The sequence below is a fragment of the Xanthomonas sp. 3498 genome (genome assembly GCF_014199795.1).
In the GTDB taxonomy this organism is placed as follows: domain Bacteria; phylum Pseudomonadota; class Gammaproteobacteria; order Xanthomonadales; family Xanthomonadaceae; genus Xanthomonas_A; species Xanthomonas_A rydalmerensis.
In genome coordinates this window covers 565,312-587,212 of the sequence record NZ_JACHOH010000002.1, presented here as the reverse complement: position 1 = coordinate 587,212, position 21,901 = coordinate 565,312, and the positions used below count along the sequence as shown (strand labels likewise).

Below are 21,901 nucleotides of genomic sequence, written 5' to 3'. Positions count from 1 at the left end.
CGCATGCTGGATATCCCGCTGCACAATGTCCTGGTCGCGCTCGGCGTGACCCTCGCCGCCGGCTTGGCCACCGGCCTGGGCAGCGTGCTGGTGTTGTTCAGCAAGGGGCCCAATCCGCGCCTGCTCGCCTTCGGCCTGGCATTCTCCGCCGGCGCGATGGTGTACGTGTCGCTGACCGAGATCCTCGGCAAGTCGATCGCCGCCTTCAGCGAGGCCTTCGATCCGCGCCTGGGCCAAGCCTACGCCACCCTGGCGTTCCTGGCCGGCATGGTGCTGATCGTGACCATCGACCGGCTGGTACCCAATCCGCACGAAAGCCTCAACAGCCGCGATCCACTGTTCCGCGACGACAACCGTGCCTACGTCAAGCGTGTCGGCCTGCTCACCGCGGTGGCGATCACCGCGCACAACTTCCCCGAGGGCCTGGCCACCTTCTTCGCGACGCTGGAAAGCCCGGCGGTCGGCATGCCGCTGGCCTTCGCCATCGCCGTGCACAACATCCCCGAGGGCATCGCCATCGCGGTGCCGGTGCATTACGCCACCGGGCGCAAGTCCTATGCCTTCGGCGCCAGCCTGCTGTCCGGCCTGGCCGAGCCGATCGGCGCGCTGATCGGCTACGTCGCGCTGGCGCGCTTCCTGTCCGATGCGGTGTTCGGCGCGGTGTTCGGGCTGATCGCCGGGGTGATGGTGTTCCTGGCCCTGGACGAATTGCTGCCGGCGGCCAAGCGCTACGCGCAGGGGCACGAGACGGTGTACGGCCTGGTCGCGGGCATGGCCACGCTGGCGCTCAGCCTGGTGCTGTTCCGCCTGTCCGCGCCGGTCTGAGCGTGCCCGTGGGCGCCGCCTGAACGCGCGCTCGCTGGCCCGCGCGGCGACGCTGCGCAGAAAGGTCGCAGACACCCAAGGCGGCGCATGCTGCGGCCACCTTCGCCCCGCTCGATGAGGTGTCGCATGGAGTTCCGCCCCCTACCCCCGGCCAGGCTGGCCCTGTTCACCGCGCTGAGCGTGGTGGCGCTGGGCGCCTGTCAGCGACAAGAAACGCCATCCCCCGCGACCCAGGCCGATGCGCCCGCCCCCGCCGCGGCCCCCGCGCCCGCCCCCTACGTACCGCCCACCGCCGACCAGCTGTATCAACTGGTGGCGCCGATCGCGCTGTTCCCGGACAAGCTGCTGGCGCAGACCCTCGCCGCCTCGGTGTATCCGGATCAGGTGGTATCCGCGCAGGACTGGCTGCGCAACAACCGCACCCTGTCCGCCACCGACCGCCTGCAGGCGGCCGCGGCGCAGCCTTGGGACCCCAGCGTCAAGGCGCTGACCGCCTTCCCCGACGTGGTCGACCAACTGGCCGGCAACGGCGACTGGACCCGCTCGCTGGGCGATGCCTACGCCCACGACCCCAACCAGGTGCTGGACGCGGTGCAGGTGATGCGCCAGCGTGCGCAGGCGCAGGGCCACCTGCGCAGCACCCCGCAACAGCGCGTGCAGGTGGTGCAGCGCACGGTGGTCGAACCGGCGCCGGCCTATGCCGACGCGGTACCACCGCCGACCCGCACCATCGTGATCGAGCCGGCGCAGCCGGACGTGGTCTACGTGCCGCGCTACGACCCCGACGTGGTCTACGGCGCACCGGTCAACGTCTACCGCGAGTACCGCTACCGCCCGCCGCGCCCCTACTACGACACCGGCGACCTGGTCACCGCCGGCATCATCTCCTTCGGCGTCGGCGTGCTGGTCGGCGACGCGCTCGAACATCACCACCACAGCGTGTTCGGCTGGCTGGAACCGGCACCGCCGTGGCACAGCTGGGGCTGGAACAACTGGGGGGTGAACTGGAACGCGCCGCCATCGGCGCCGAACTACGTGGTCTACCGCAACAGCGTGTACGCGCCGCGCACCACCATCATCAACAACCACTACGACAACCGCAGCTACGTGCACAACGACTACCGCGGCGCGCCGCCGCCGGCCGCACCGATGGGTGGGCCGGGCGGTCAGCAGGCCTTCGCCGCCACGCATGCTCCAGGTGCCGCAATGACCGCCGCGGCGATGGGCGCACGCATGCCGGCCGCGGCGTTCGGGCCGACCCGCGCCCAGCCGGGCGCGATGCCGCAGAGCATGCCGCACTTCACCCACCAGATGCTGCAGGCCGGCCGCCCGGTCGCGGCGATGCCGCCGCCGGTGCAGCGCCTGCCGAGCCCGGGCACGCCAGCGGCCATGGCCGCCGCGCGCGATCCGCGGCTGCTGCCCGGCTTCGCCCAGCGCGCTGCGGCACCGCCACATACCGTGGCGATGGCCCAGCCGAACGCACCGCGCGCGGCTCCGTCGATGCCGGTCCCGCAGTTCCATGGCCGCCCGGTGCCGCAGGCGCTGACGCCCACGCCGGTGCCGCACGAGGCCGTCGCCAATCGTGGCGGCATGCCGGAAGCGCGCGTCGCCGAACCGTCGCGGCACGGCGACCCGGGCATGCAGCCCTCCGGCTTCGCCCGCGAGATGGCACGCACGCAGCCGCCGCGCCAGGCGATGCCGGCCGACGCCCCGCGCGCCCAGGCCTGGCATGCGCCGGCGCCCGAACGCGAAGCGCGGGCGCCGGAGATGCCGCGCGAGGCGATGCGCGCACCGATGCCGGAACCACGCCAGGAGCAGCGCGTCGCCCGGTTCTCGCCACCGCCGCGCATGCCGGCGCCGCGTCCAGCCGAGTCGCACCCGGCACAGCGCCCGACCCCCGCCCACCACGACGGGCGCCACGACCACGACCATCACGAAAGCTGAGCCCAACCCGGGAGCGGCAGCGATGCCGCTCCCGGCGCGCCTGCCTCAGCCGAGGCGGTTCAGCGCCTCGGCCAGTTCGTCGGCCAGTGGCGCATTCAATAGATAAGGCGTCTTGCCTTCGTCCAGGCTGAACTCCAGGGAGGCGGCATGCAGGAACAGGCGCTTGAGCCCGATCTGCTCGCGCAGGCGCTTGTTGACCGCCGGATCGCCGTACTTGTCGTCGCCGGCGACCGGATGTCCCAGGTGCTGCGCATGCACGCGGATCTGGTGGGTGCGGCCGGTCTCGATCCGCACCTCGCAATAGGAATGCCCGCCGCGCCGTTCCAGCACCCGGAAATGGCTCAGCGACGGCTTGCCCGCCGCATTCACCTGCACGTGGCGCTCGCCGCCCTGGCGCAGGCCGATGTGCAGCGGCGCGTCCACGCTCATGGTGCCGTCGGGCATGCGTCCGACCAGCAGGGTCAGGTAGCGCTTGCTGATGCCCCGCCCCTGGACCCGGTCGTCCTCGCGCATCAGCGCCTGCAGCTCGGTCAGCGCCGAGCGCTTCTTGGCCACGATCAGCAGCCCGGAGGTGTCGCGGTCGAGCCGGTGCACCAGTTCCAGCGATTGATTGGGACGCAACGCACGCAGCGTCTCGATGGCGCCGAAACTGATCCCGCTGCCGCCGTGACTGGCGACACCGGACGGCTTGTTCAGCGCCAGCAGCCGTGCATCCTCATAGACGATGGCCGCCTCCAACCGGGCCATGAAGGCGTCGGGTGGCGCACTCTTCTCGCCCTCCTCGGCCAGCCGCACCGGCGGGATGCGCACTTCGTCGCCGGCCTCGAGCTTGCGCTCGGCCTTGGTGCGGCCGCCGTTGACCCGGACCTGGCCGCTGCGCATCAGCTTGTAGATCAGGCTGCGCGGCGCGCCCTTGAGCTGGCCGAGCAGGAAATTGTCTACGCGCTGTCCGGCCCTGTCTTCCGGGACCTTGAGAATGCGCACCGCGCTGGTCGCGACATCGCGCGGCTTTGGAGGGATCGGGGGGGAAGTCATCAGGCAGTTTATTCTGTTACACTCGGGGGGCGAGATAAGGGTTTGATTTCGTTGGAAGTTAGTTGAGGGCCAGAAGCCCGGCTTACGACGATTCCGGCACAGTGCGCGACCACCGCCCCCGGGGCGGCCATGTTAGCGGCTCACCGGCCTACCCGGCCATCGCCGGATGCCGCAAGCGTCCGCGCTGAACATGCCCCGTGCGGCGCCCAGCCTGGCTGGAGTCGCCGCCGGTCCTGAACCACCTAAAAGCAAGAAGCGCTCCCGCGGCTCGCCGTGGTGTCGTAGCGCTGGAAACCCAAGACGCCCACCCCGCGCCTGCGCGATGGGCGACGAAGCGTGACCAGAAGCGAAACCCCATGGCGTTCCGCGCGGTAGCAGCGCGAGGAACGCAACAATGAAGCGAATGCTGATCAACGCCACGCAGGCAGAAGAACTGCGTGTGGCCATCGTGGACGGCCAGACCCTGTACGACATCGACATCGAGCAGCCGTCCAAGGAACAGAAGAAGTCCAACATCTACAAGGGCCGCATCACCCGGCTCGAGCCCTCGCTGGAAGCGGCCTTCGTCGAATACGGCGGCGAGCGTCACGGCTTCCTGCCGCTGAAGGAAATCTCCCGCGATTACTTCCAGGCCGGCGTCGACCACAACAAGGCGACGATCCGCGAACTGCTGCGCGAGGGCCAGGAAGTCGTGGTCCAGGTGGACAAGGAAGAGCGCGGCAACAAGGGCGCTGCCCTGACCACGTTCATCTCCCTGGCCGGCCGCTACATGGTGCTGATGCCGAACTCGCCCACCGCCGGCGGCGTCTCGCGCCGGATCGAGGGCGAAGACCGCGCCGCGCTGAAGGAAGCGCTGGACAAGCTGAACATCCCCGACGACATGGGCGTGATCATCCGCACCGCCGGCGTCGGCCGCGATGCCGAAGAACTGCAGTGGGACCTGGACTACCTGCTGCAGGTGTGGAAGTCGATCGCCGAGGCCGCCCTGGCCAAGCCGGCGCCGTTCCTGATCTACCAGGAATCGCGGCTGATCATCCGCGCCCTGCGCGACTACCTGCGCGCCGACATCGGCGAGATCCTGGTCGACACCGCCGAGATGTACGGCGACGCCCAGGAGTTCATGCAGCAGGTGATGCCGCAGAGCCTGCGCAAGCTCAAGCACTACACCGACGACATCCCGCTGTTCAATCGCTTCCAGATCGAGTCGCAGATCGAGGCCGCCTACGAGCGCAGTGTGCGCCTGCCGTCCGGCGGCTCGATCGTGGTCGACCAGACCGAGGCGCTGACCGCGGTGGACGTCAACTCCTCGCGCGCCACCAAGGGCAGCGACATCGAGGACACCGCGTTCCAGACCAACCTGGAGGCGGCCGAAGAGGTCGCGCGCCAGTTGCGCCTGCGCGACCTCGGCGGCCTGGTGGTGATCGACTTCATCGACATGGCCTCCAACAAGCACCAGCGCGAGGTCGAGAACCGCCTGCAGAACGCGCTCAAGTACGACCGCGCGCGGGTGCAGATCGGCCGTATCTCGCGCTTCGGCCTGCTGGAGATGAGCCGCCAGCGCCTGCGTCCGTCGCTGGGCGAGTCCAGCCAGATCGTCTGCCCGCGCTGCGATGGCCACGGCCGCATGCGCAGCGTCGAGTCGCTGTCGCTGTCGATCATCCGCGTCGCCGAAGAGCACGCGATGAAGGAGAACACCGGACAGGTGCTGGTGCAGGCCCCGGTGGAGATCGCCAACTACCTGCTCAACGAGAAGCGCCGCGCGCTCAGCGAGATCGAGAAGCGCCACGACGCGCCGATCGTCATCGTCGCCGACGAGCAGATGCACACCCCGCACTACGAAGTGACCCGCCTGCGCGAGAACGAACTGGGCGAGGAAAGCACCAAGCCCAGCTACCAGCGCGGCACCCCGCGCAAGCTGCCGGTGCATGCGCTGACCAAGGCGCAGTTGAACATTCCGGCGCCTGCGGTGACCAACGTGAAGCACTCGCAGCCGGCCCCGGTGCGCGAACCGGCCGAGGAACCGGTGGCCGCGCCGGTACCGGCACCGGTCGTCGCGCCGGCACCGGTCGCACCGCCGGCCACCGGCGTGGTCGGCTGGCTGAAGCGCATCTTCGGCGCCGGCGACAACCCGGCCCCCGCCCCGGCCGCCGCCGAGCCGGCACAGCGCCAGCGCCCGCAGGACGGCAACCGTAACCGCAACGACCGTGGCGATCGCAACGACCGCAACGCGCGCCGCAACGGCGGCCAGGGCGGCAATGCCGCCCGCGGCAACGGCAACGGCGGCAATGCGCGCCGCGACGAACGCCGCACCGGCAACGGCAATGGCGCCACTGCGCCGGCCGCGCAGCAGAACCAGCAGCCCAAGGCACCGCGCAACGAGCAGGCCGCGCAGCAGGCCAAGCCGCAACAGCAGCCGCAAACGCCCAAGCCGCCGAAGCAGCAGCAGCCGCAGAACCCGCCGCGCCAGCCGAAGCCGCAGCAGGATCCGGCACAGGCCGCCGTGCAGGGCGACAAGCCGCCGCGTCAGCCGCGCGCCGACGAGGCCGTGGTCAAGCAGCAGGCCGCGCCCGTCGCCACCGCACCCGTGACGCCGATGCAGGACGCCACCACCCTGGCCGCCGCTGCGGTCGCCGGTGGCGCGAGCGCCGCGTCCCAGGAGCCGGCAGTGGTTGTCGAAGCCGCCGCCGCACCGGTGCAACAGGCGCCTGCCGCCGCAGCAGCCGGCATCGATGAACGCGAAAGCGCCGCGGAAACCGCGCAGGCCGTGCCCGCCGGCGAAGGCGCCGAGGGCGAGGACGGCACCGGCGACGCCGGTGGCCGCCGTCGTCGCGGCCGTCGCGGTGGACGTCGTCGTCGTCGTGGCAATGGCGAAGCCGGTGCCGCCGGCGATACTGCCGGGCTGGACGATGCCGATCTGGATGCCGGCGACAGCGACAGCGACGGCGAAAGCGCGCCGGCGCCGAGCCGCAGCCAGCCGGAGTTCGACTTCGACGACGACGGTGCCACCGACGCACCCGCGCCCAAGCCGCCCGTGCAGGAAAAGCGCGAGCCGCAGGAAAAGCGCGAGCGCCGTGAGCGTCCGGCTGCCGTCAGTGCAGCGGCACCGGCCAGCGACGCAGCCCAGGCCCCCGCGCCGATCACCGTCGACCCCGTGCCTGCGCCAGCCACCGCACCGATGCAGCCGTCCGCGTCTGCCGACACCGTGATCGCATCGCCCGCGCCGACGGCGCCGGCCGCAGCGGCTCAGGGCGTGAGCGATGCGGCCGTTGCCCATGCCGACACGGTGGTGGCGGCACCGGCAGCACCGACGCCGGTCGCCGAGACCACGCCGGTCGCACAGGAGACTGTGGTCACCCGCGCCGCGGCACCGGCCGAACGCGCCACGCCTGCCGTCGCCCCGACCACGCAGCAACCGCAGGCAGTCACCACTGCCGTCGAGCAACCGACCGCCACCGCCGCCAAGGCGCCGGTCGCGGAGCCGGACGCCGCAGATACCACGACCAAGGTCGAGGATCCGGCGGGCGTCACCGCGCCGGCGGAAGCTGCCGTCGTTCCGCCGAGCGCAGCGCCGGCCGTCACCGCCGCGCCCACCGCTTCCGTGGAGCCGCGTGCCGAAGAGGCTACCCCGGCCAAGCCGGCTTACGTCCCGGTGCAGACCACCCTGCTCGACGCCTTCGCCGATGCACCGGCGCAGGCTCCGCACGGTGGTGCGGCAGCGGCCGCAGCGTCGACTGAGAGCGTATCGGCCACGCCGGCAAGCGACGACACCGCAACGTCCGTTGCCGCCCCGGCTGCGCAGGCGCAGGTCGTGTCTGCAGACGAGGCGGCGAAGAAGGAACGCGCCGCCACTGCCGCGCAATCCGCAGCGCATGCGCCGCATTCCGCGGACAAGGCGGACGGCGACGAGCACAAGGATCGCAGCTGATCCACGCTTTTCCCGTTGCAGCATGAAAGAAGCGGCCTTCGGGCCGCTTTTTTTATGGGCGCGCTGCAGCGCAAACAGCGCAGCGGCTCAAGGCGATATGCCCGCATGCGCGAATAGTCAGCGCGATCCAGTTGCGCTGCACCGCCGAAGCAGCAGCTTCACGTCACCTCCAAAACACGCTTTTGCGGCAGCAACGACACTCGATCACCTCGTAGGTGCGGCTCTTCCCCTTTGCGGGATTAGCCGCGACAGAGCATTACCGGTCGCCTGTCGCGGCTGAAGCAACTCCTACAAGAACACGCGGTGCGCGGCGTACATAGCCCGTGGCGAAAGCAGGCGACTGGAGGTGTCCTGCAGACACGACACACATGCGCGCGCGCTTCCTTGGGAGCACGCACGCGCGCTTCGCCAAAGATTGCCGTGATGGGCGCTGCGCCCGCACAGAGTGCCGTGCTGCTTCGCCGCCACACCTGCGTCGAGCGCTGCCACGCGAAGGCACTCAGCCATTGCGACCGCTACTGTCGCGAGGCTGTGTGCGGCGTGCGCGAGGCCGACGGCGATTGCAGTCGATCGACACCGCGAACGGATCTTCCTTCGCGCCCGCACAACGCAAGAGCGGCCCGAAGGCCGCTCTCGTGTCACTTCGACAGGCGATGCCGATTACAGCGGATGCGTCGGATCCAGCAAGCCGTATTGCGTGGCCAGGCGCGCCAGGGCGATGTTGTCCTGGATGCCGACCTTCTCGAACAACCGCGCCTTGTGCGTGTTGACGGTCTTGGCGCTGAGGCTCAGGCGCTTGGCGATGTCTTCCTGGCGCAGGCCGCGGGTCAGCAGCAAGGCCACTTCCAATTCGCGCGGCGACAGCGCATCGAACGGCGAACCGCCGCCTTCCAGATTGGCCAGCGCCAGGTTCTGCGCGATGTTGGCGCCGAGGTAGCGCTTGCCCATCGCCACGTCGCGGACCGCGCGCAGCAATTCCTGCGCGTCGCCGGCCTTGCCGACGTAGCCGGACGCACCGGCTTCCAGCAGGCGCTTGGGCAGCGGGCCGTCTTCCAGCACCGAGACGATGATGACCTTGGTGCCGTGGTCGCCCTTGACGATGCGCTCGGTGACTTCCAGCCCGCTGACGCCGGGCATGTGCAGATCGCACAGGACGATGTCCGGCTTCAACTGCCGGATCTGCGGGAGCGCGGTTTCGCCGCTGTCGGCTTCGCCGACGATTTCGATATCCGTTTGATTCGACAGGATCAGCTTCATGCCCGTGCGGACAAGAGCGTGATCATCGACCAGAAAAACCCTGATGGCCATCTCGTATAACCCCAACGCAGCGGATACCGCACCATCCAGACTATCTGCGTGAATTATTCAGGGCAATACGAATTTGTAGACAAACGAAGACGCTTCACGGTGTGCTCATCTGCACCTCGCGAAACGTCATGTTGTCGTCATCAAAACCCTGCCGAGCTTACTCAAGGCTCGGCACGCAGGGTCGAGTGACCTGCCAGCGCTTTCCTCGTAAGGCGCGCGACGGTCCCTGCGTCAGGCCGAGGCCAGTATGCTGCCGCGGCGGGGAAAGCGTTATCAGGACAATCCTGATCTCACGTCAGAATTATCTGACCCTCACCCTTCCCGCTTCCGGACACCACCGCGCTGCGGATCCCGGACAGGCCCGGCGAAATTTTCCGACATGCACTTCGGGAATGGCCGATGCAGGGCGCGCGCACTCGACACAACCACGACTTGACCGACCGCCTGCGGCACACTGACTGGGTGAACATGATCCGTCCGTATGCCGCGCAGGACCACGCCGCCTGCATGGCGCTGTTCGACAGCAACGTCCCGCAGTTCTTCGATCGCAGCGAACGCGCCGCCTTCGAGCACTTCCTGCAGCACGACACCGGTGCCTGGCATTATCTGGTCATCGTCCGCGCGGGCACGATCGTGGCCTGCGGCGGCCACGCGCTGAGTGCAGATGGCCGTGTCGCCAGCTTCGGCTGGGGGATGGTCGAGCGCCGCCTGCACCGCCAGGGCTTGGGCCGCGCGCTGACCGAGGCCCGGCTCGACGCCTGCCGGCGCAGCACCGGCGTGGCGCGGATCGAACTGGACACCAGCCAGCACACCCAGGCGTTCTACGCGCGCTTCGGCTTCAGCGTCGACCGCGTGGTCGCGAACGGCTACGGCCCGGGCCTGGATCGTTGGGACATGGCGTTGAACCTGGACAACGCGCGCGACTGAAGCGGATCGCGATGCGACGCCAGTCGGCCGCACCTCACGAAACTGCCGTCATGCGGCCAGCGCGTAGCGGCGGCAATGTTCGAGATAGCCGGCCTCGTGAAGGCCGGCGAGCGCGACCACGCTCTCCCAGAGCCGCGACGGCGTGTCGATCGCCTTGCGCCGGTCGGCGTCCAGTAGGTGCAGCCACGCGGCGCGCATTTTGGGCTTCATCTGCCGCGCATGCGCCTTGCCGACGACGAAGGCGAGATAGCGCGCCGAGCGCATCGCCTCGACGTGATTGAACTGGTCGACCTCCAGCTTCAGGTCGCGCGGCGAGAGTTCGCGAATGAACAGCGAGCGGCCCAGCAGATGCACCGGCAACATCCTGCTGCCCAGGTACGGCGACAGCGCCCGCGCCGCGGCGGTCACGCGCTCGGCGTTATCCGCCGGCATCCGTGCATCGGGCGCTGCCGGCGCGATCGGTGCGATCGCCTCCTTCAGATCGACCAGCGCATAGGACCAGTGGCCCTTGCCGGTCTTCAAGGCGACGATCGCCGCATAGCGCAACAGACCCAGCGAACTGCAGCCCTTCATCCAGTACGCCGCATCGACCAGACGCACCTCGCGGTCCTTGGGCTTTCCCTTCAGCGACAGCACCATCTGCGCCACCGCCGGATCGGCGAACAGCCGCTCCAGTGCCTCGCGTTCTTCCGGTGCCAACGCCCAGAACTTCTCGCCCAGCGGAATGTGCGGCTCCACCGCCTGCAGACGCTCCTTGGCCAGGTGGCGCCAGCGCCGGCCGAAGGCCTCGCGCCGGATGCTGCGCACGGTCTCGGGTTCGGCACCGGGGTGATCGCGCGTCGGATCCTCGATGGCCGCGCAATAACCGTCGATCATCGCCTCCATCATCCGCGCGGTGGTGACGCCGGGCAGGTCCGAACCGCGTGCCGCGGTGGCCAGCGACAGGCCCAGGCGGATGAGGTCGTGCGCGGGATTGCCGATCACGCCCTGGTCGAGATCGCGGATCTGGATCTCGACGCGCCCCTCGCCATCGGCGACCGGCCCCAGGTTGCCGAGGTGGCAGTCGCCGCAGATCCAGATCGCCGGCCCCATCGGCACACGCCGCGCCGCCGGCGACGCTGCCAGCCATTCGTAGAACCTGGCGGTATTGCCGCGCACGTAGGCGTGTGCGGAGCGCGCCATCTTCAAGGTGCGCTTGCGTTCGAGGATGACGGGGCGTTCGGCGAGACTGGGCATCGAAGGTGGGACCTGGAGCAGATGGCGTGGGGGTGACGCGCGGCGGCGCAGACGCTAGCAGAGCCGCATGGAATGGGCCGTGCACGTCGGATACGTCGGCATGCGCTCGGCGGTGGCCGGGATCGTACGGCTTGGACCCGGATGCGGGCGGCTGAACGACTGCGCGATATGTCCGGCTGTCTTCCATGCCACTGAGCGCGCCCTCAGCGATAGCCCCTCACCCTCGCGACGCCTGCTGGATGGTCAGGACGCGGTCTCCGACGTCGACGTGATCTTAATCACGCCCCCGGCTATGCTCCGCGCACCTCACATAACTTAGGGAGAAGTTCATGCGTCTGACCATGCCGGCAACGGTTGCTGTGTGTGTGCTGCTCGCCGCCTGTAGCAAGGGCGGCGACAAGAACGGCGACAACGTCGCCATGTCCAACGCCTCGGTCGCCGACGTGGCCAAGGTGCAGGCGGCCAAGCTGCAGCCCGGCCAATGGGAGATGCGGATCGAGCAAGTGAGCAGCGAGACCAGCGGCGGCTCCGGCAACATGCCGCAGATGCCGAAGGTCCCACCGAGCACCGCCAAGGTGTGCCTCACCGCCGAGCAGATCAACGATCCCGCCAGCCTCTTCGGCAGCGCCTCGCCGATGCAGAAGAACTGCGTGTACGACAGCTTCACTATGAAGGACGGAAAGATCGACGCGAAGATGCACTGCACGATGGGCGACATCAAGGTCGCGGGCACCAGCACCGGGACCTTCAGCGCCACCGAGATGGCCTCCGAATCGCATTCCACGATCACCGGCCTGCCGGGCGGCATGTCGATGAAGACGCACATGAAGATGGACGGCAAGCGCCTGGGCGAGTGCCAGCCGGGCGACATCAAGGCGGGCGACACCAAGGCGCCCGCTGCCGGCTGAGTCAGCCTGTTCCCTCGGGGCGTTCCGAGGCACCCGCTCTGAGTTTCTGCCTTGTGTTGCAGCGCCGCGATGGTTCGCCATCGCGGCGCTTTTTACTGGCTACGGTACAACGCTCGCTCGAGTGCGAGGCCCTGGCCGCCTGAGCGTTCATTGTCCTACGTTGCCGCCGTCCGCTCCAGTCACGGGACACGTGAGCGCAGTAAAGCCTGGTCCCACATGCTGTTTCCCACGCCACACGCGGTGGCGAGTGCCAGCCACGCGCCGCCAGCTTCCGATGCCGACCTGACCGTGCATCGACGCTACTGGGATGCGCCGGCTAGCGCACCATCATTCGCGCCGAAGCCAGACATGCGCCAGGTCCGCGCCGCTGCAAAACGGCGCGCGACACTCCGGGCTACTTCAATGCACGCCAGCTCCGACCGGCAAGGAAGGCACGCTCGAGCGTCGCCGCGAGCAGGCAGATCTTCAGCGTCTGCGGCAGGATGCCGTCGCCAGGATCGCTGGGCGTACCCAGCACCACCGACAGCTGATTGGCGATCGCCTGCCACACCACCTGCGGATGCGGGCCGATCAGGCGGGTCAGGCCCATCCAGGCCCAGGCCGAGGCCCAGTCCAACGCGCGATAGAGCACGATCAAGGTGACCAGCGCGGACAACCCGGTGGCACCGGCCAGTTGCACGCTGTTGGCCGCGGCGCGATAGCGCGAGACGGTGCCCGCCCAGAAATGGCCGATGAAGTCGCGCAACCAGGTCGGCAGTTTCCGCCACAGCCCGAGCGTGCCGTCGACCTTGCTCGACCACCTGGCGGGCGCATTCAATGCGGCGTTGTGCACGTCGTAGCGGTAGATCAGCGCGGCCAGCGCCAGCCAGACCACCGGCAACAAGGCCGAGAAGAAGATCACCACCAGCGTGTCCGCCACGCCCGGCGGCGCCTGCTCCACCGCGCCGGGCAGCGCGGCATGCGCGACGCCGATCGGATGGCTGATGCCTTGCCACAGTTGCTGGCCGAGATCGGCGATGCGCAGATGCGCCAGCCAGCGGAACACCCCGCCCTTCCATTCGGTGAGCACGTACATGCCGACGAAGGTCCAGCCGGCCTCGCACAGCACGATCAGCACGTTCCACGCCGGATGCGGACTGCGCTGCTTCTGTTTTTTCGCGCCGCGCCGGATCAGCCACAGCAACGCCACCGACGCCACCAGCCACCAGCCGCCCGACACCTCGAACAATGAACCGCGGTAGGTCGGATCGAACGGATTGAACTGCCCCAACCCCTCGCGCCCGTAGGCACGGATCGTCTCGCCGAGGAAACCCCAGGCGGCGTAGTAGGCGAAGAACGGCACCAGCGCCTGCGAGACGATCGCCGACAGGCGACGCCAGCGTGCCCTGCCCTCTTCTTCTGCGGCCGTCGCATCGGCCTGTTCGGCCAGCGCAGCACTTGCGATCCCCGGCAACGCCGGGCGCAGCGTTTCGAACAGCAGCACGAAGATCACCAGCTTGACCAGCACCACCAGCGTCAGCGACAGCAGACCGGCGAGCCGGTTCTGGTAGCCGATCCACACCGAGGCCTGCAGCAGCAGTTCGTTGAGCAACACGCCGGCCAGCGCCACGGCGAGCAATTGCGGCAGGTAGCGGACCCACAGCCGCAGCGTGTCGCCGATCAGCCCCAGCGGCCCACCGCGCAGCGCCAACTCAGTCATGGGCGTGCTCCCGCGCGAAACGCAGATAGTGCGGGCGACCGCCGCGCGTGCTCACGGTGAGTTGCAGTTGCGCGGCCGCCGCACGCGGTACCAGATAGTAGCCGTCGACCGCCAACGGCACGCCCGGCTTGGCCGCAGACACGGCCAGCCCATCGCAGGCGACGCCGAGCGGTTCGCCCGGCTTGGCCAAGGCACGCTGCAACAGGTCCGGCACGGTGTCGATCGCGGACCAGGAGCGACCGCTGCCGTCGACCAGCTTGAGCGTGCAATCGCTCCACTGCGCACCGGAGGCACCCGGCACCAGCGTCAGCCGCGTGCGCACGAACGTGCGATCGGCGGGCAGTCCTGCCTCGAACGGCAGCACGTCGACCGACGCGAGCCGAACGGCGGCACCGTCGTAGTCCACGGTCTGCGCAATTGCCACATCCACCGGCCGCCATTCGCGCGCATGCAGCAACTCCCGCACATCACGCCAGCCGGTCGCGACCATCGTGCACGGCACCAGCACCACCAATGCCGCCAGCGCGAGCCAGCGCATGCGCCGCTCGGAAACGGCCGGAGCCATGTCGCGGTCAGAGACGTGCATGTAGCGCATCCAGATCGAGCACGTCCATCGGAGACCCGGCCGAGATCGGCGGATAGCGCACCTGCGCCTCGGCCGTCAGTTGCGGGTCGCGGTCCTCCGATAGCACCAGCGTGCCGCCTGCCCTGGCGAGCGCGGACGGCAACTCGAAGACGAGCACGTCCTTGCGCTCCAGGCCGGGCTGCAGCGTCTTGATCGACGACAGCACCGCATCGCCCATCTCGGCGCGGCCGCTGGCGCGATAGCGGCGGCCGTCGGGCGTCGCCCAGACCCGGCCGTACACGCGCGCCGTCGCACGCACTACCTTCGACCGCACCGGCACCACCAGCCACACGCCGCCGGTGTCGCGTTGCTGCACCGCGCCCGCCGCCTTGAAACGGATCGTGTGCGCGAGTTGCGGCGTGCCGGCGTTCACGGCCAGATTGTCCGCCTGCACCCAACTGTCCGGCGCCCCGGACACCGCGATCGGACCAGTGATGCGCTCATAGCGCGGCATCGTCCAGCGCATCCCGGCGAGCAGCACGAAGCCGAGCAGCAGGATCGCGATGGTGGCCAGCCGCTTCACGGTTCACCCGCCTGTGCGCCGGCACGCGACACACCAAGCGGCAACTCCACGACCCCGACCGGATGCGGATCGGTCCACAGCGGCTGCGCATAGAGATTGTCGAAGGCCTTGAAGGTCCTGGCGGTGACGTCGAAGCGCACACGCGCGGCCGAGTGCTCCTTCGCCGGATAGGTCCAGACCAAGGCGACCTGCTCCGGCAGGCCCGGCTGCAATTCGGTGGTCGCCGTGCGATCGCGCAACAGATACGCCGTCGGCCGCGCATCGGCCCCGCGCGGCGGCGTCTTCAACGCCACCGCCTGCACCACCGAGCCGCTGGTCTGCGTGGTGCGATTGGTCGCCTGCAGATACAGCACGATCGCCTTGCGACCGTCGCGCGACACCACCTCGCCATTCGGCAGCCGGTCACTGGTCTCCACGTGGTCGAAGCGCAGCGACCACTCGCCGGCGGCAACATCCTTCCCGGCCTGCAGCGCGGGCGGCACCGGCACCTCCTTGGCCTCGAACAACCCGATGCCCCACCCCACCACGATCGCGGCAACGCCACCGATCCCGGCCAGCATCCGTGTCCGCCACTGTCCTAGAGACGCTTTGCTCGCCAACCCGGGGAGTCCTTTTGGAAGCTCGGCCGGACGGTATCACCGGGTTGCGACGCCATGCAACCTGCAACTGAATGAAGAAAACATGGCATTCCGGCCGAACCGTAGATCCTGCTTGCAGGCCCTACTTGCGAATGACGAGGAGAAGGACGGGGGCACTTATCGCGCAACAACATACACCTGCAAAACACGTCAACCTTACGATTAACGCCGAGGCTCTTAACCACGGTATCGGCCGTTTCCGCCGCGCCGCCTTCTGACTACGTCATGACCCGCGCCCGTCAATGCGCCAAGGGGGAAACGTATCATTGGCTTGCGCGACGCCGATTGACCGATCCCTCTCGCATCAGATGCCTATGTTGAGCGCTTGAAATCGGAACTGACGTCATCTCGCCCGAGGACCGGCCGGGGGGAGCTTTAATCAGCCACTCGGCCACCAGAAGATTCGGTAGCCAGCATAACCAGGCAATCGCCCGATAGGCCAAGACAAATTCGATGCCCAAGATAAACGTCGAGAAAGGCAGGTAAAGACGCAGCGTCACCGCAGACAGGGTCAAGGCGAAAGAGCGCATCATCCATTGCCGATGCTCAGCCAGACGACCTGTCAGGACCTTGCGTAACGCGATGGCCGTTGTCGCCATCCAAGCGATGCCAAGCGCACCAAACCCCGCGCCAGCGACAGGCCCGGTGGATATCCCGGCGGCGAGAAACAGGGCGGAGATGCCTCCGACCATGCAGCCCGCGACATAAACGCGTCCGGTCGCCCGATGCCACCCTGGGTGACGCAGACGAAGACGGCGAACGAACTGGAAGGGCCCACAGAGCAGCGCCGTCGCGGCGCTGGTCGCGTGCACGATCAACCACGGATGCACGTGCCGGTTGGCTGCGACCCCAGGCGGCACGGGACCTCGGTCGAACAGATAGCGATAAGACACCAGGGCTACCGCGCCGCTCAACACAGCGAGCACTCCCCATGCGTAGCTCGACCGCCTGGATTTCGCTGTCGCGCCTGCCTGCGACCGATACGTCGAATTCATCATGCTGCTTCCCGGGGAGACAAATGCGGCCATCGGCCGGACTTCAAGCCGCGGCGTGTCTGCCACGTCCTTCAGGTGCAACACTACCGTTGCCGCGCAGCCGAGCCCATGCTAAATCGTCGAAACATCTGTCGCTATCGTCCAGACATGACCGACCCGCTTTCCGACATCCTCGGCCTCGTGCAACTCAACTCGTATGGATTTCGCGGATTGGACGCAGGAAGCGATTGGGGACTGCGTTTTCCACCAGCCGAGGGTATCCGCTGTTTTGCCATCGATTCGGGGGAATGCAGGCTCGCGATGCAGGACGCCGGCTCTTCGATTGCCCTGGAACCGGGGGATGTGATTCTTGTGGAAGGAGGAGCCGCCATGCAGCTGTATGCTGGCACCCCCGTGACGTGGCAAGACGCCATCGCATTCCTGACACAGGTGCCGCCGGGCCACGTTGCTGAAATCAACGGCGGTGGGGTGTGTCGAGGCATCGGAGGTTTCTTTTCGTTGCGTGGCCAACATGCTGCGGCCATCCTTTCAGCCGTACCGCCGGTGGTCCACATTCGGTCCCAAGACCACAAAGCGGCGCTTCAAGCCAGCGTACGACGCCTCATCGTCGAACTGCGCGAACCTCGGCCAGGCAGCGATCTGCTTGCTGGACACCTTGCGCAGGCGCTCTTGATCGAGGCCTTGCGCGCACATCTGGAGACAGGCCAGCAGCAGGTGGGGTGGCTGGCCGCGCTCGGCGTGCCCGCGCTCAATCGTGCCCTGACGGCCATGCACGCAAACGTCAGCCATCGGTGGACGGTCGCAGAATTGGCTGCTGCCGCACGCATGTCGCGCTCCAGCTTCGCCGCCCATTTCGAGCGCGTCACCGGCGAGACGCCGATGGATTATCTGACCCGGTGGCGCATGGCCCTGGCGTCTCATCGTCTGCTGACCTCCACGCTGTCCGTCGGCGCGATCGGCATTTCCGTCGGTTATTCGTCTGAAAGCGCGTTCACGGTTGCATTCAAGCGCAGCTTCGATGCGTCGCCCAGCCAGTATCGCGCGCAATCGGTGCCGGCCACGCCGTGACTTTATTGATGCCTCCAGGACGTAAACGCTGCAGACGTCCCGCCCCGCTAGATCAACGCAGGTGGCCCGCCCTCAGGCTCCACATATGCCATCACGCCTTGCCCGCCAGCGTGGCGGAGAGAGTGGGATCGGATCACCTCCGACCCAAGCCCTTCAATCCGTTGCAGAAAGCCTGCTTGGCAGGTTTCCTTTCGGTGTTTCCTCGATCATAGCGCCGAGGTTAGGCCCATTGCTAGCGCCCACTGGCCCTCGATGTAGGTCGCCGCCAGCGCCGCGTGTCTGAGTAGACTAGACGAAGCCATGTCACACCGAGTCAAGGATGAGCCGTCCCTATCTTTCCAACTCCATCGATCAGCTCGAGGAGCTGTTTTCCACTTCCCAGGATGACCCTCAGGTCCTTCTGACCATTGCGACCGAACTAGGATTCAGAAGAACGGCTCGAGCCAAAGAATTGGGAATCGAGGTCATGCAGACCTTGACTCGCTTGAGCCCGGAGGTTGCGCGAGAACGTCCGGCGCCCCCGCCGCGCCCAGAAGTTGCCACTGGAGACCGGGACACGGTTTGGTCTCCACCTCTGGCTCCGTCCGACGTGGCACCCCCCCCAACATCTCATGCTAATCGCCCCAAGGATGTGCTCGCTGCATGGTCTGCGTTGGAGGTCTTGTCACCGCAAACGTATGACCGTCCTACCGACCTAGCGAAGGGGGACCGCGCCATCGTCTCTATCAGCGATGGCCGCCTGCCCTGGGATAGAGGTCCTGCGAGCTCGCGACCCAAGCAAAAGATCTACTTCCATGTTGTTTTGGCGACCATTCCTGCCCCGCCCGCTTTCGCTGCACTGATCGATCGCTTCAAAGACTCCCGTATTGAGCGCCCGAGCGTCAAAGCTAATGTTGTCCTTGCCTCGTTGCTTGTGGATAAGGAAGGAGTCCTGGCTGGAGAGGCACCCGTCTCGCTATCCGCCTTTGGGTGGGGCTTGCCTGTCGCTCTGAGAGGGTCGCTCAAGGACTTGGCTGCCTGGCCCCAACAAGAACCGCGGCTGATCGACGGCCTCACCAAGCAGTTGGGCGTTTCATCAACAGAGAATCCAGTTCCCCTGACGTGGGAAGCGCTACAACGCGCCTTTTCCTGGCTGGTAGACACCCTCGGGTTGTCCGAACACCAAGTAAGCGGCCCGACATTTGCTGTCGCCCAGTACCTCTATTACACGTTGCGGATTGTTCCTGACCCGCTTCTTCTCAATAGCTTTTACCTGCGCGACTTGGTCAAGGCCCGGGAGATCGCCAGCAGGGGCGATCTCCCCAAAGCGTTGTCTCTCTATCTGGGCAGCCAGAAGCCAGCAGCACAAAGGGATTTGTTAAAAGACGATGCCGCACTGGAAGCTTCGTTGGCTCCAGCCAATGTGCCGCTCGGTAGATGGCCCACCCCCGCATCGCACACCCCCGCCCTGCTGCAGCAAGCTGCCGTCAACTCGGCCGGGCGTTTGTCGGGCGGCCCCGGAATTTTGGGTGTCAACGGCCCGCCTGGGACGGGGAAAAGCACCCTGCTGCGGGACATCGTGGCGGATCTACTGACTCGCCGGGCCTCGGCCATGTGCGCGTTCACCGACCCGAACCAAGCTTTTAAGGTGAGTTGGACAAAGAGAGCCAAGGGAGAGACGCAGGAGCTTCACGCACTGGATGCCAGCTTGCGAGGATTCGAGATGATCGTCGCCAGCTCGAACAACAAGGCTGTGGAGAACGTCAGCGCGGAGATGCCATCGCTGCAAGCGATCCCCGGCGACTCGCCCCTCCGTTATTTCGCGCCCTTGGCGTCTGATCTATTGGACCGCGAGGCATGGGGATTGATGACAGCGGTCCTCGGAAATGCATCCAATCGGTCTGCGTTCCGAAAGAAATTTTGGGGAGATTCGCCACGCTCCCTTGAGCGCTACCTCAAGCAGGTCAGCGGTATCGCACCGCGTGAGGAAGGGTCTCCCGAAGGCCTTGCCGAACTTTGCGGTGCCCCGCCTACCCCGAAAGAAGCCCAAGACCGCTGGGAGCATGCTCGAAAGCATTTCAAGCAACTATCCAAAGCCTGCTCCACACGTCTATCCGAGCTGGAGAGCTTGCGAAGAGCCCTGATCGAACTACCAAAGCTTCACGCCGATGAAAAGGAAAAACACCAACAACATCTGGATGCTTCCAGTCATGCCAACCAAGCGCAATCGGTGCTTGCTGCCCTAGTTCGGGATGCACTGACCGCTGCTTTGGCGCTGCAGCAGTGTGAGGCCTCACTGTCCGAACATGCGAAGACGCGACCGAGGTTTTTTAGTCTAAAGCGTCTTTTCGGTGCACCGTCCGCCAAATCTTGGCAAGCGACGCATGAGCCTCTCAGGCATCAAGCTGAAGTTGCGAAGGGAGCGAGGAACCGCGCTGCAGAGGCCCAACACAGCGCAGATGGATTATCCCAGCTTGCCAGCCAGCAATCAGTGCTTGCGTCCCAAGAGCTCGAAAAGGCTCGCAAGAAGCGCGAAGCGACGGAGCAGCTGTGCTGTGAAGTGCAAATCGGCGCTGGAGCTCAAGCGCTGGACGAGCATTTCCTTTCATTGCCGCACGAGCAGAAGCAGCTGGCCGTGCCCTGGTTAGACACTGAGCTACAGAAGCTTCGGATGCAAGTCTTTGAAGCAGCCATGGAAGTGCATCGGGCCTTCATCGACGCGGCAGCAAAGCCCATTCTCCATAACATCAACGCCCTGGTGGGAGGAAATTTCAACATCCCACCAGACCGACAGCACCTGAGCGGAGACCTCTGGAGCAGCTTGTTCCTAGTTGTGCCGGTAATTTCAACGACTTTTGCCTCCGTCGAGCGAATGTTGGGACGCCTCCCGCAGGAGACCTTTGGCTGGCTGCTGGTGGACGAAGCAGGGCAAGCAACGCCGCAAGCAGCCGTAGGTGCCCTGCTTCGATGTCAGAGAGCAGTGGTCGTCGGCGATCCGCAGCAAGTCGAGCCAGTTGTTCCGCTGCCTGACGCGCTGACCGCCGCCGTGCTTCGCGAGTTTGATGCCGACCCTGACAAATTCGGCGCCCCGAATGCATCGGTTCAAACCTTGGCCGACGAGGCTGGCGACTATTGCGCCACGTTCGATACAGCCGGCGGATTCCGGACGGTGGGATCTCCCCTCCTCGTCCACCGTCGTTGCGCTTCGCCGATGTTCGACATTTCCAACAGGATTGCTTATGGCGGCTTGATGGTCCAGGCGAAGCCTACCAAGGGGTCGAGCATTCGAGATGTCCTGGGCAGCTCCCATTGGATAGATGTGCAAGGGAGTGCGCGTGACAAGTTTTCGCCAGAGGAAGGCCAGCGCCTTCTGCTCTTGCTAAGAACCTTGCGAAACAATGCGATTCTTCCTGATCTCTACATCGTCACACCGTTTGTTGCTGTTCAAGATGGTCTTCGACAACTCGTGAAGCAGGACGGCGTCTTGCAAGGCTGGGTGGACAATGCCTTCAATTGGCCATCCGAGCGAATTGGCACCGTCCATACCGTCCAAGGCAGAGAAGCGGAGGCAGTCATCATCGTTCTGGGGGCGCCAGACCCTAGCCAAAATGGTGCTCGCCAATGGGCTGGCGCGACGCCAAACCTGCTCAATGTCGCGGTCACCAGGGCGAAGGAAGCGGTTTACGTGATTGGTAACCGCTCACTATGGGCTGGCGCCGGGAAATTCAGTGCACTAGATCTAAAGCTGCGTTGAGCAAGGCACTTGAGAGTTGGCCTGCGCGATTGATTTCGTCCAGCTTCCGCCATGCATCACCCTGGTGTGCCCCAGGAGCTACGGGTTAAGAGCCTAAAGAAATCCCTGGAACTCATCGACGTTGCCGGCCTGCTTTGCTCGCCAGCTGAGCACACCGGTATGAATGCATGGCTTGCTTCTAGGAACGCGCGCAAAGATAAGCGAATCAAACCTTCATCGGTGACTTTGGGCCGCATTTTCAACTAAAAATTGGGACTCCACCTGCGCAAGAGCCGCGAGCGCACACCATCAAAATCCAAGGCTCGCACTCAATCCAGATTGGGGATCACAACACACAAAACGTCGTCGGGGCAGTCCAGACACTGGCGTATGCCATTGAGGCCTCGAACGCCTCAGAAGACCAAAAGACAGAAGCGAAGTCTCGGTTGGCCAAACTACTTGAACACCCGATTCTTGCCAGTGTCCTTGGCGGGATTGCAGGAGCTGCAACAGGATAAAAATCGAGCTAATTG

The 21,901-nt window shown here is 66.4% G+C and carries 15 protein-coding genes; 7 read left to right on the top strand and 8 right to left on the bottom strand.

Annotated features, from left to right (window positions below; genetic code table 11):
* Window positions 1-3: 3 nt before the first annotated feature.
* Entirely contained in the window at window positions 4-825 is an 822-nt protein-coding gene (zupT, locus tag GGR66_RS07645) for a zinc transporter ZupT (RefSeq protein ID WP_184447846.1), read from the top strand.
* A 126-nt stretch (window positions 826-951) separates the two neighbouring features.
* Window positions 952-2,769, top strand: coding sequence for a DUF3300 domain-containing protein (locus GGR66_RS07640; RefSeq protein WP_184447845.1), 1,818 nt, complete (start codon window positions 952-954; stop codon window positions 2,767-2,769).
* Window positions 2,770-2,814: 45 nt separating this feature from the next.
* Here GGR66_RS07640 and GGR66_RS07635 read toward each other — a convergent pair whose 3' ends face one another.
* A complete protein-coding gene (locus tag GGR66_RS07635) occupies window positions 2,815-3,804 on the bottom strand; it encodes an RluA family pseudouridine synthase (RefSeq protein WP_184447844.1) in 990 nt (329 codons plus the stop codon).
* A gap of 394 nt (window positions 3,805-4,198) precedes the next feature.
* On the opposite strand from GGR66_RS07635, the gene GGR66_RS07630 reads away from it, so the two are divergent.
* Window positions 4,199-7,729 carry an Rne/Rng family ribonuclease gene (locus GGR66_RS07630; RefSeq protein WP_184447843.1) on the top strand — a complete coding sequence of 1,177 codons (3,531 nt, stop codon included), beginning with the start codon at window positions 4,199-4,201 and terminating at the stop codon, window positions 7,727-7,729.
* Window positions 7,730-8,389: 660 nt separating this feature from the next.
* Here GGR66_RS07630 and GGR66_RS07625 read toward each other — a convergent pair.
* On the bottom strand, window positions 8,390-9,037 hold the full coding sequence (locus GGR66_RS07625) for a response regulator (protein ID WP_160947835.1): 648 nt from the start codon (window positions 9,035-9,037) through the stop codon (window positions 8,390-8,392).
* Window positions 9,038-9,499: 462 nt separating this feature from the next.
* On the opposite strand from GGR66_RS07625, the gene GGR66_RS07620 reads away from it, so the two are divergent.
* Complete coding sequence (locus tag GGR66_RS07620) at window positions 9,500-9,964, top strand: GNAT family N-acetyltransferase (protein WP_184448104.1); 465 nt, start codon at window positions 9,500-9,502, stop codon at window positions 9,962-9,964.
* Between the two features lie 48 nt (window positions 9,965-10,012).
* Here GGR66_RS07620 and GGR66_RS07615 read toward each other — a convergent pair whose 3' ends face one another.
* Complete coding sequence (locus GGR66_RS07615; RefSeq protein WP_184447842.1) at window positions 10,013-11,200, bottom strand: DUF2252 family protein; 1,188 nt, start codon at window positions 11,198-11,200, stop codon at window positions 10,013-10,015.
* A 329-nt stretch (window positions 11,201-11,529) separates the two neighbouring features.
* On the opposite strand from GGR66_RS07615, the gene GGR66_RS07610 reads away from it, so the two are divergent.
* Window positions 11,530-12,108, top strand: coding sequence for a DUF3617 domain-containing protein (locus tag GGR66_RS07610; protein ID WP_221236302.1), 579 nt, complete (start codon window positions 11,530-11,532; stop codon window positions 12,106-12,108).
* A gap of 394 nt (window positions 12,109-12,502) precedes the next feature.
* On the opposite strand, the gene GGR66_RS07605 is transcribed toward GGR66_RS07610, so the two are convergent.
* The 5 genes from GGR66_RS07605 to GGR66_RS07585 form a co-directional block, all read right to left on the bottom strand.
* Window positions 12,503-13,807, bottom strand: a complete 1,305-nt coding sequence (locus GGR66_RS07605) for a hypothetical protein (RefSeq protein WP_184447841.1) — start codon at window positions 13,805-13,807, stop codon at window positions 12,503-12,505.
* The gene (locus tag GGR66_RS07600; RefSeq protein WP_255421617.1) at window positions 13,800-14,393 is read right to left on the bottom strand and encodes a hypothetical protein; all 594 of its coding nucleotides are present in this window, start codon (window positions 14,391-14,393) and stop codon (window positions 13,800-13,802) included. The genes GGR66_RS07605 and GGR66_RS07600 overlap by 8 nt, the downstream gene beginning before the upstream one ends.
* Entirely contained in the window at window positions 14,380-14,955 is a 576-nt protein-coding gene (locus tag GGR66_RS07595; RefSeq protein ID WP_184447840.1) for a hypothetical protein, read from the bottom strand. The genes GGR66_RS07600 and GGR66_RS07595 overlap by 14 nt, the downstream gene beginning before the upstream one ends.
* On the bottom strand, window positions 14,952-15,515 hold the full coding sequence (locus tag GGR66_RS07590) for a hypothetical protein (RefSeq protein WP_184447839.1): 564 nt from the start codon (window positions 15,513-15,515) through the stop codon (window positions 14,952-14,954). The genes GGR66_RS07595 and GGR66_RS07590 overlap by 4 nt, the downstream gene beginning before the upstream one ends.
* A 341-nt stretch (window positions 15,516-15,856) precedes the next feature.
* Entirely contained in the window at window positions 15,857-16,672 is an 816-nt protein-coding gene (locus GGR66_RS07585; protein ID WP_221236368.1) for a DUF2306 domain-containing protein, read from the bottom strand.
* A 63-nt stretch (window positions 16,673-16,735) separates the two neighbouring features.
* Between GGR66_RS07585 and GGR66_RS07580 the strand changes: the two genes are divergently transcribed.
* Together GGR66_RS07580 and GGR66_RS07575 are read left to right on the top strand one after the other, a co-directional pair.
* On the top strand, window positions 16,736-17,656 hold the full coding sequence (locus tag GGR66_RS07580) for an AraC family transcriptional regulator (RefSeq protein WP_184447838.1): 921 nt from the start codon (window positions 16,736-16,738) through the stop codon (window positions 17,654-17,656).
* An 802-nt stretch (window positions 17,657-18,458) separates the two neighbouring features.
* The gene (locus GGR66_RS07575; protein WP_255421616.1) at window positions 18,459-21,389 is read left to right on the top strand and encodes an AAA domain-containing protein; all 2,931 of its coding nucleotides are present in this window, start codon (window positions 18,459-18,461) and stop codon (window positions 21,387-21,389) included.
* The last annotated feature ends 512 nt before the right edge of the window (window positions 21,390-21,901 follow it).

Coding starts and splice junctions, on each gene's coding strand:
- GGR66_RS07580 (WP_184447838.1), top strand. CDS start 16,736: ATGACCGACCCGCTTTCCGACATCCTCGGCCTCGTGCAACTCAACTCG.
- zupT (WP_184447846.1), top strand. CDS start 4: ATGCTGGATATCCCGCTGCACAATGTCCTGGTCGCGCTCGGCGTGACC.
- GGR66_RS07615 (WP_184447842.1), bottom strand. CDS start 11,200: ATGCCCAGTCTCGCCGAACGCCCCGTCATCCTCGAACGCAAGCGCACC.
- GGR66_RS07640 (WP_184447845.1), top strand. CDS start 952: ATGGAGTTCCGCCCCCTACCCCCGGCCAGGCTGGCCCTGTTCACCGCG.
- GGR66_RS07610 (WP_221236302.1), top strand. CDS start 11,530: ATGCGTCTGACCATGCCGGCAACGGTTGCTGTGTGTGTGCTGCTCGCC.
- GGR66_RS07605 (WP_184447841.1), bottom strand. CDS start 13,807: ATGACTGAGTTGGCGCTGCGCGGTGGGCCGCTGGGGCTGATCGGCGAC.
- GGR66_RS07635 (WP_184447844.1), bottom strand. CDS start 3,804: ATGACTTCCCCCCCGATCCCTCCAAAGCCGCGCGATGTCGCGACCAGC.
- GGR66_RS07625 (WP_160947835.1), bottom strand. CDS start 9,037: ATGGCCATCAGGGTTTTTCTGGTCGATGATCACGCTCTTGTCCGCACG.
- GGR66_RS07590 (WP_184447839.1), bottom strand. CDS start 15,515: ATGCTGGCCGGGATCGGTGGCGTTGCCGCGATCGTGGTGGGGTGGGGC.
- GGR66_RS07630 (WP_184447843.1), top strand. CDS start 4,199: ATGAAGCGAATGCTGATCAACGCCACGCAGGCAGAAGAACTGCGTGTG.
- GGR66_RS07600 (WP_255421617.1), bottom strand. CDS start 14,393: ATGCACGTCTCTGACCGCGACATGGCTCCGGCCGTTTCCGAGCGGCGC.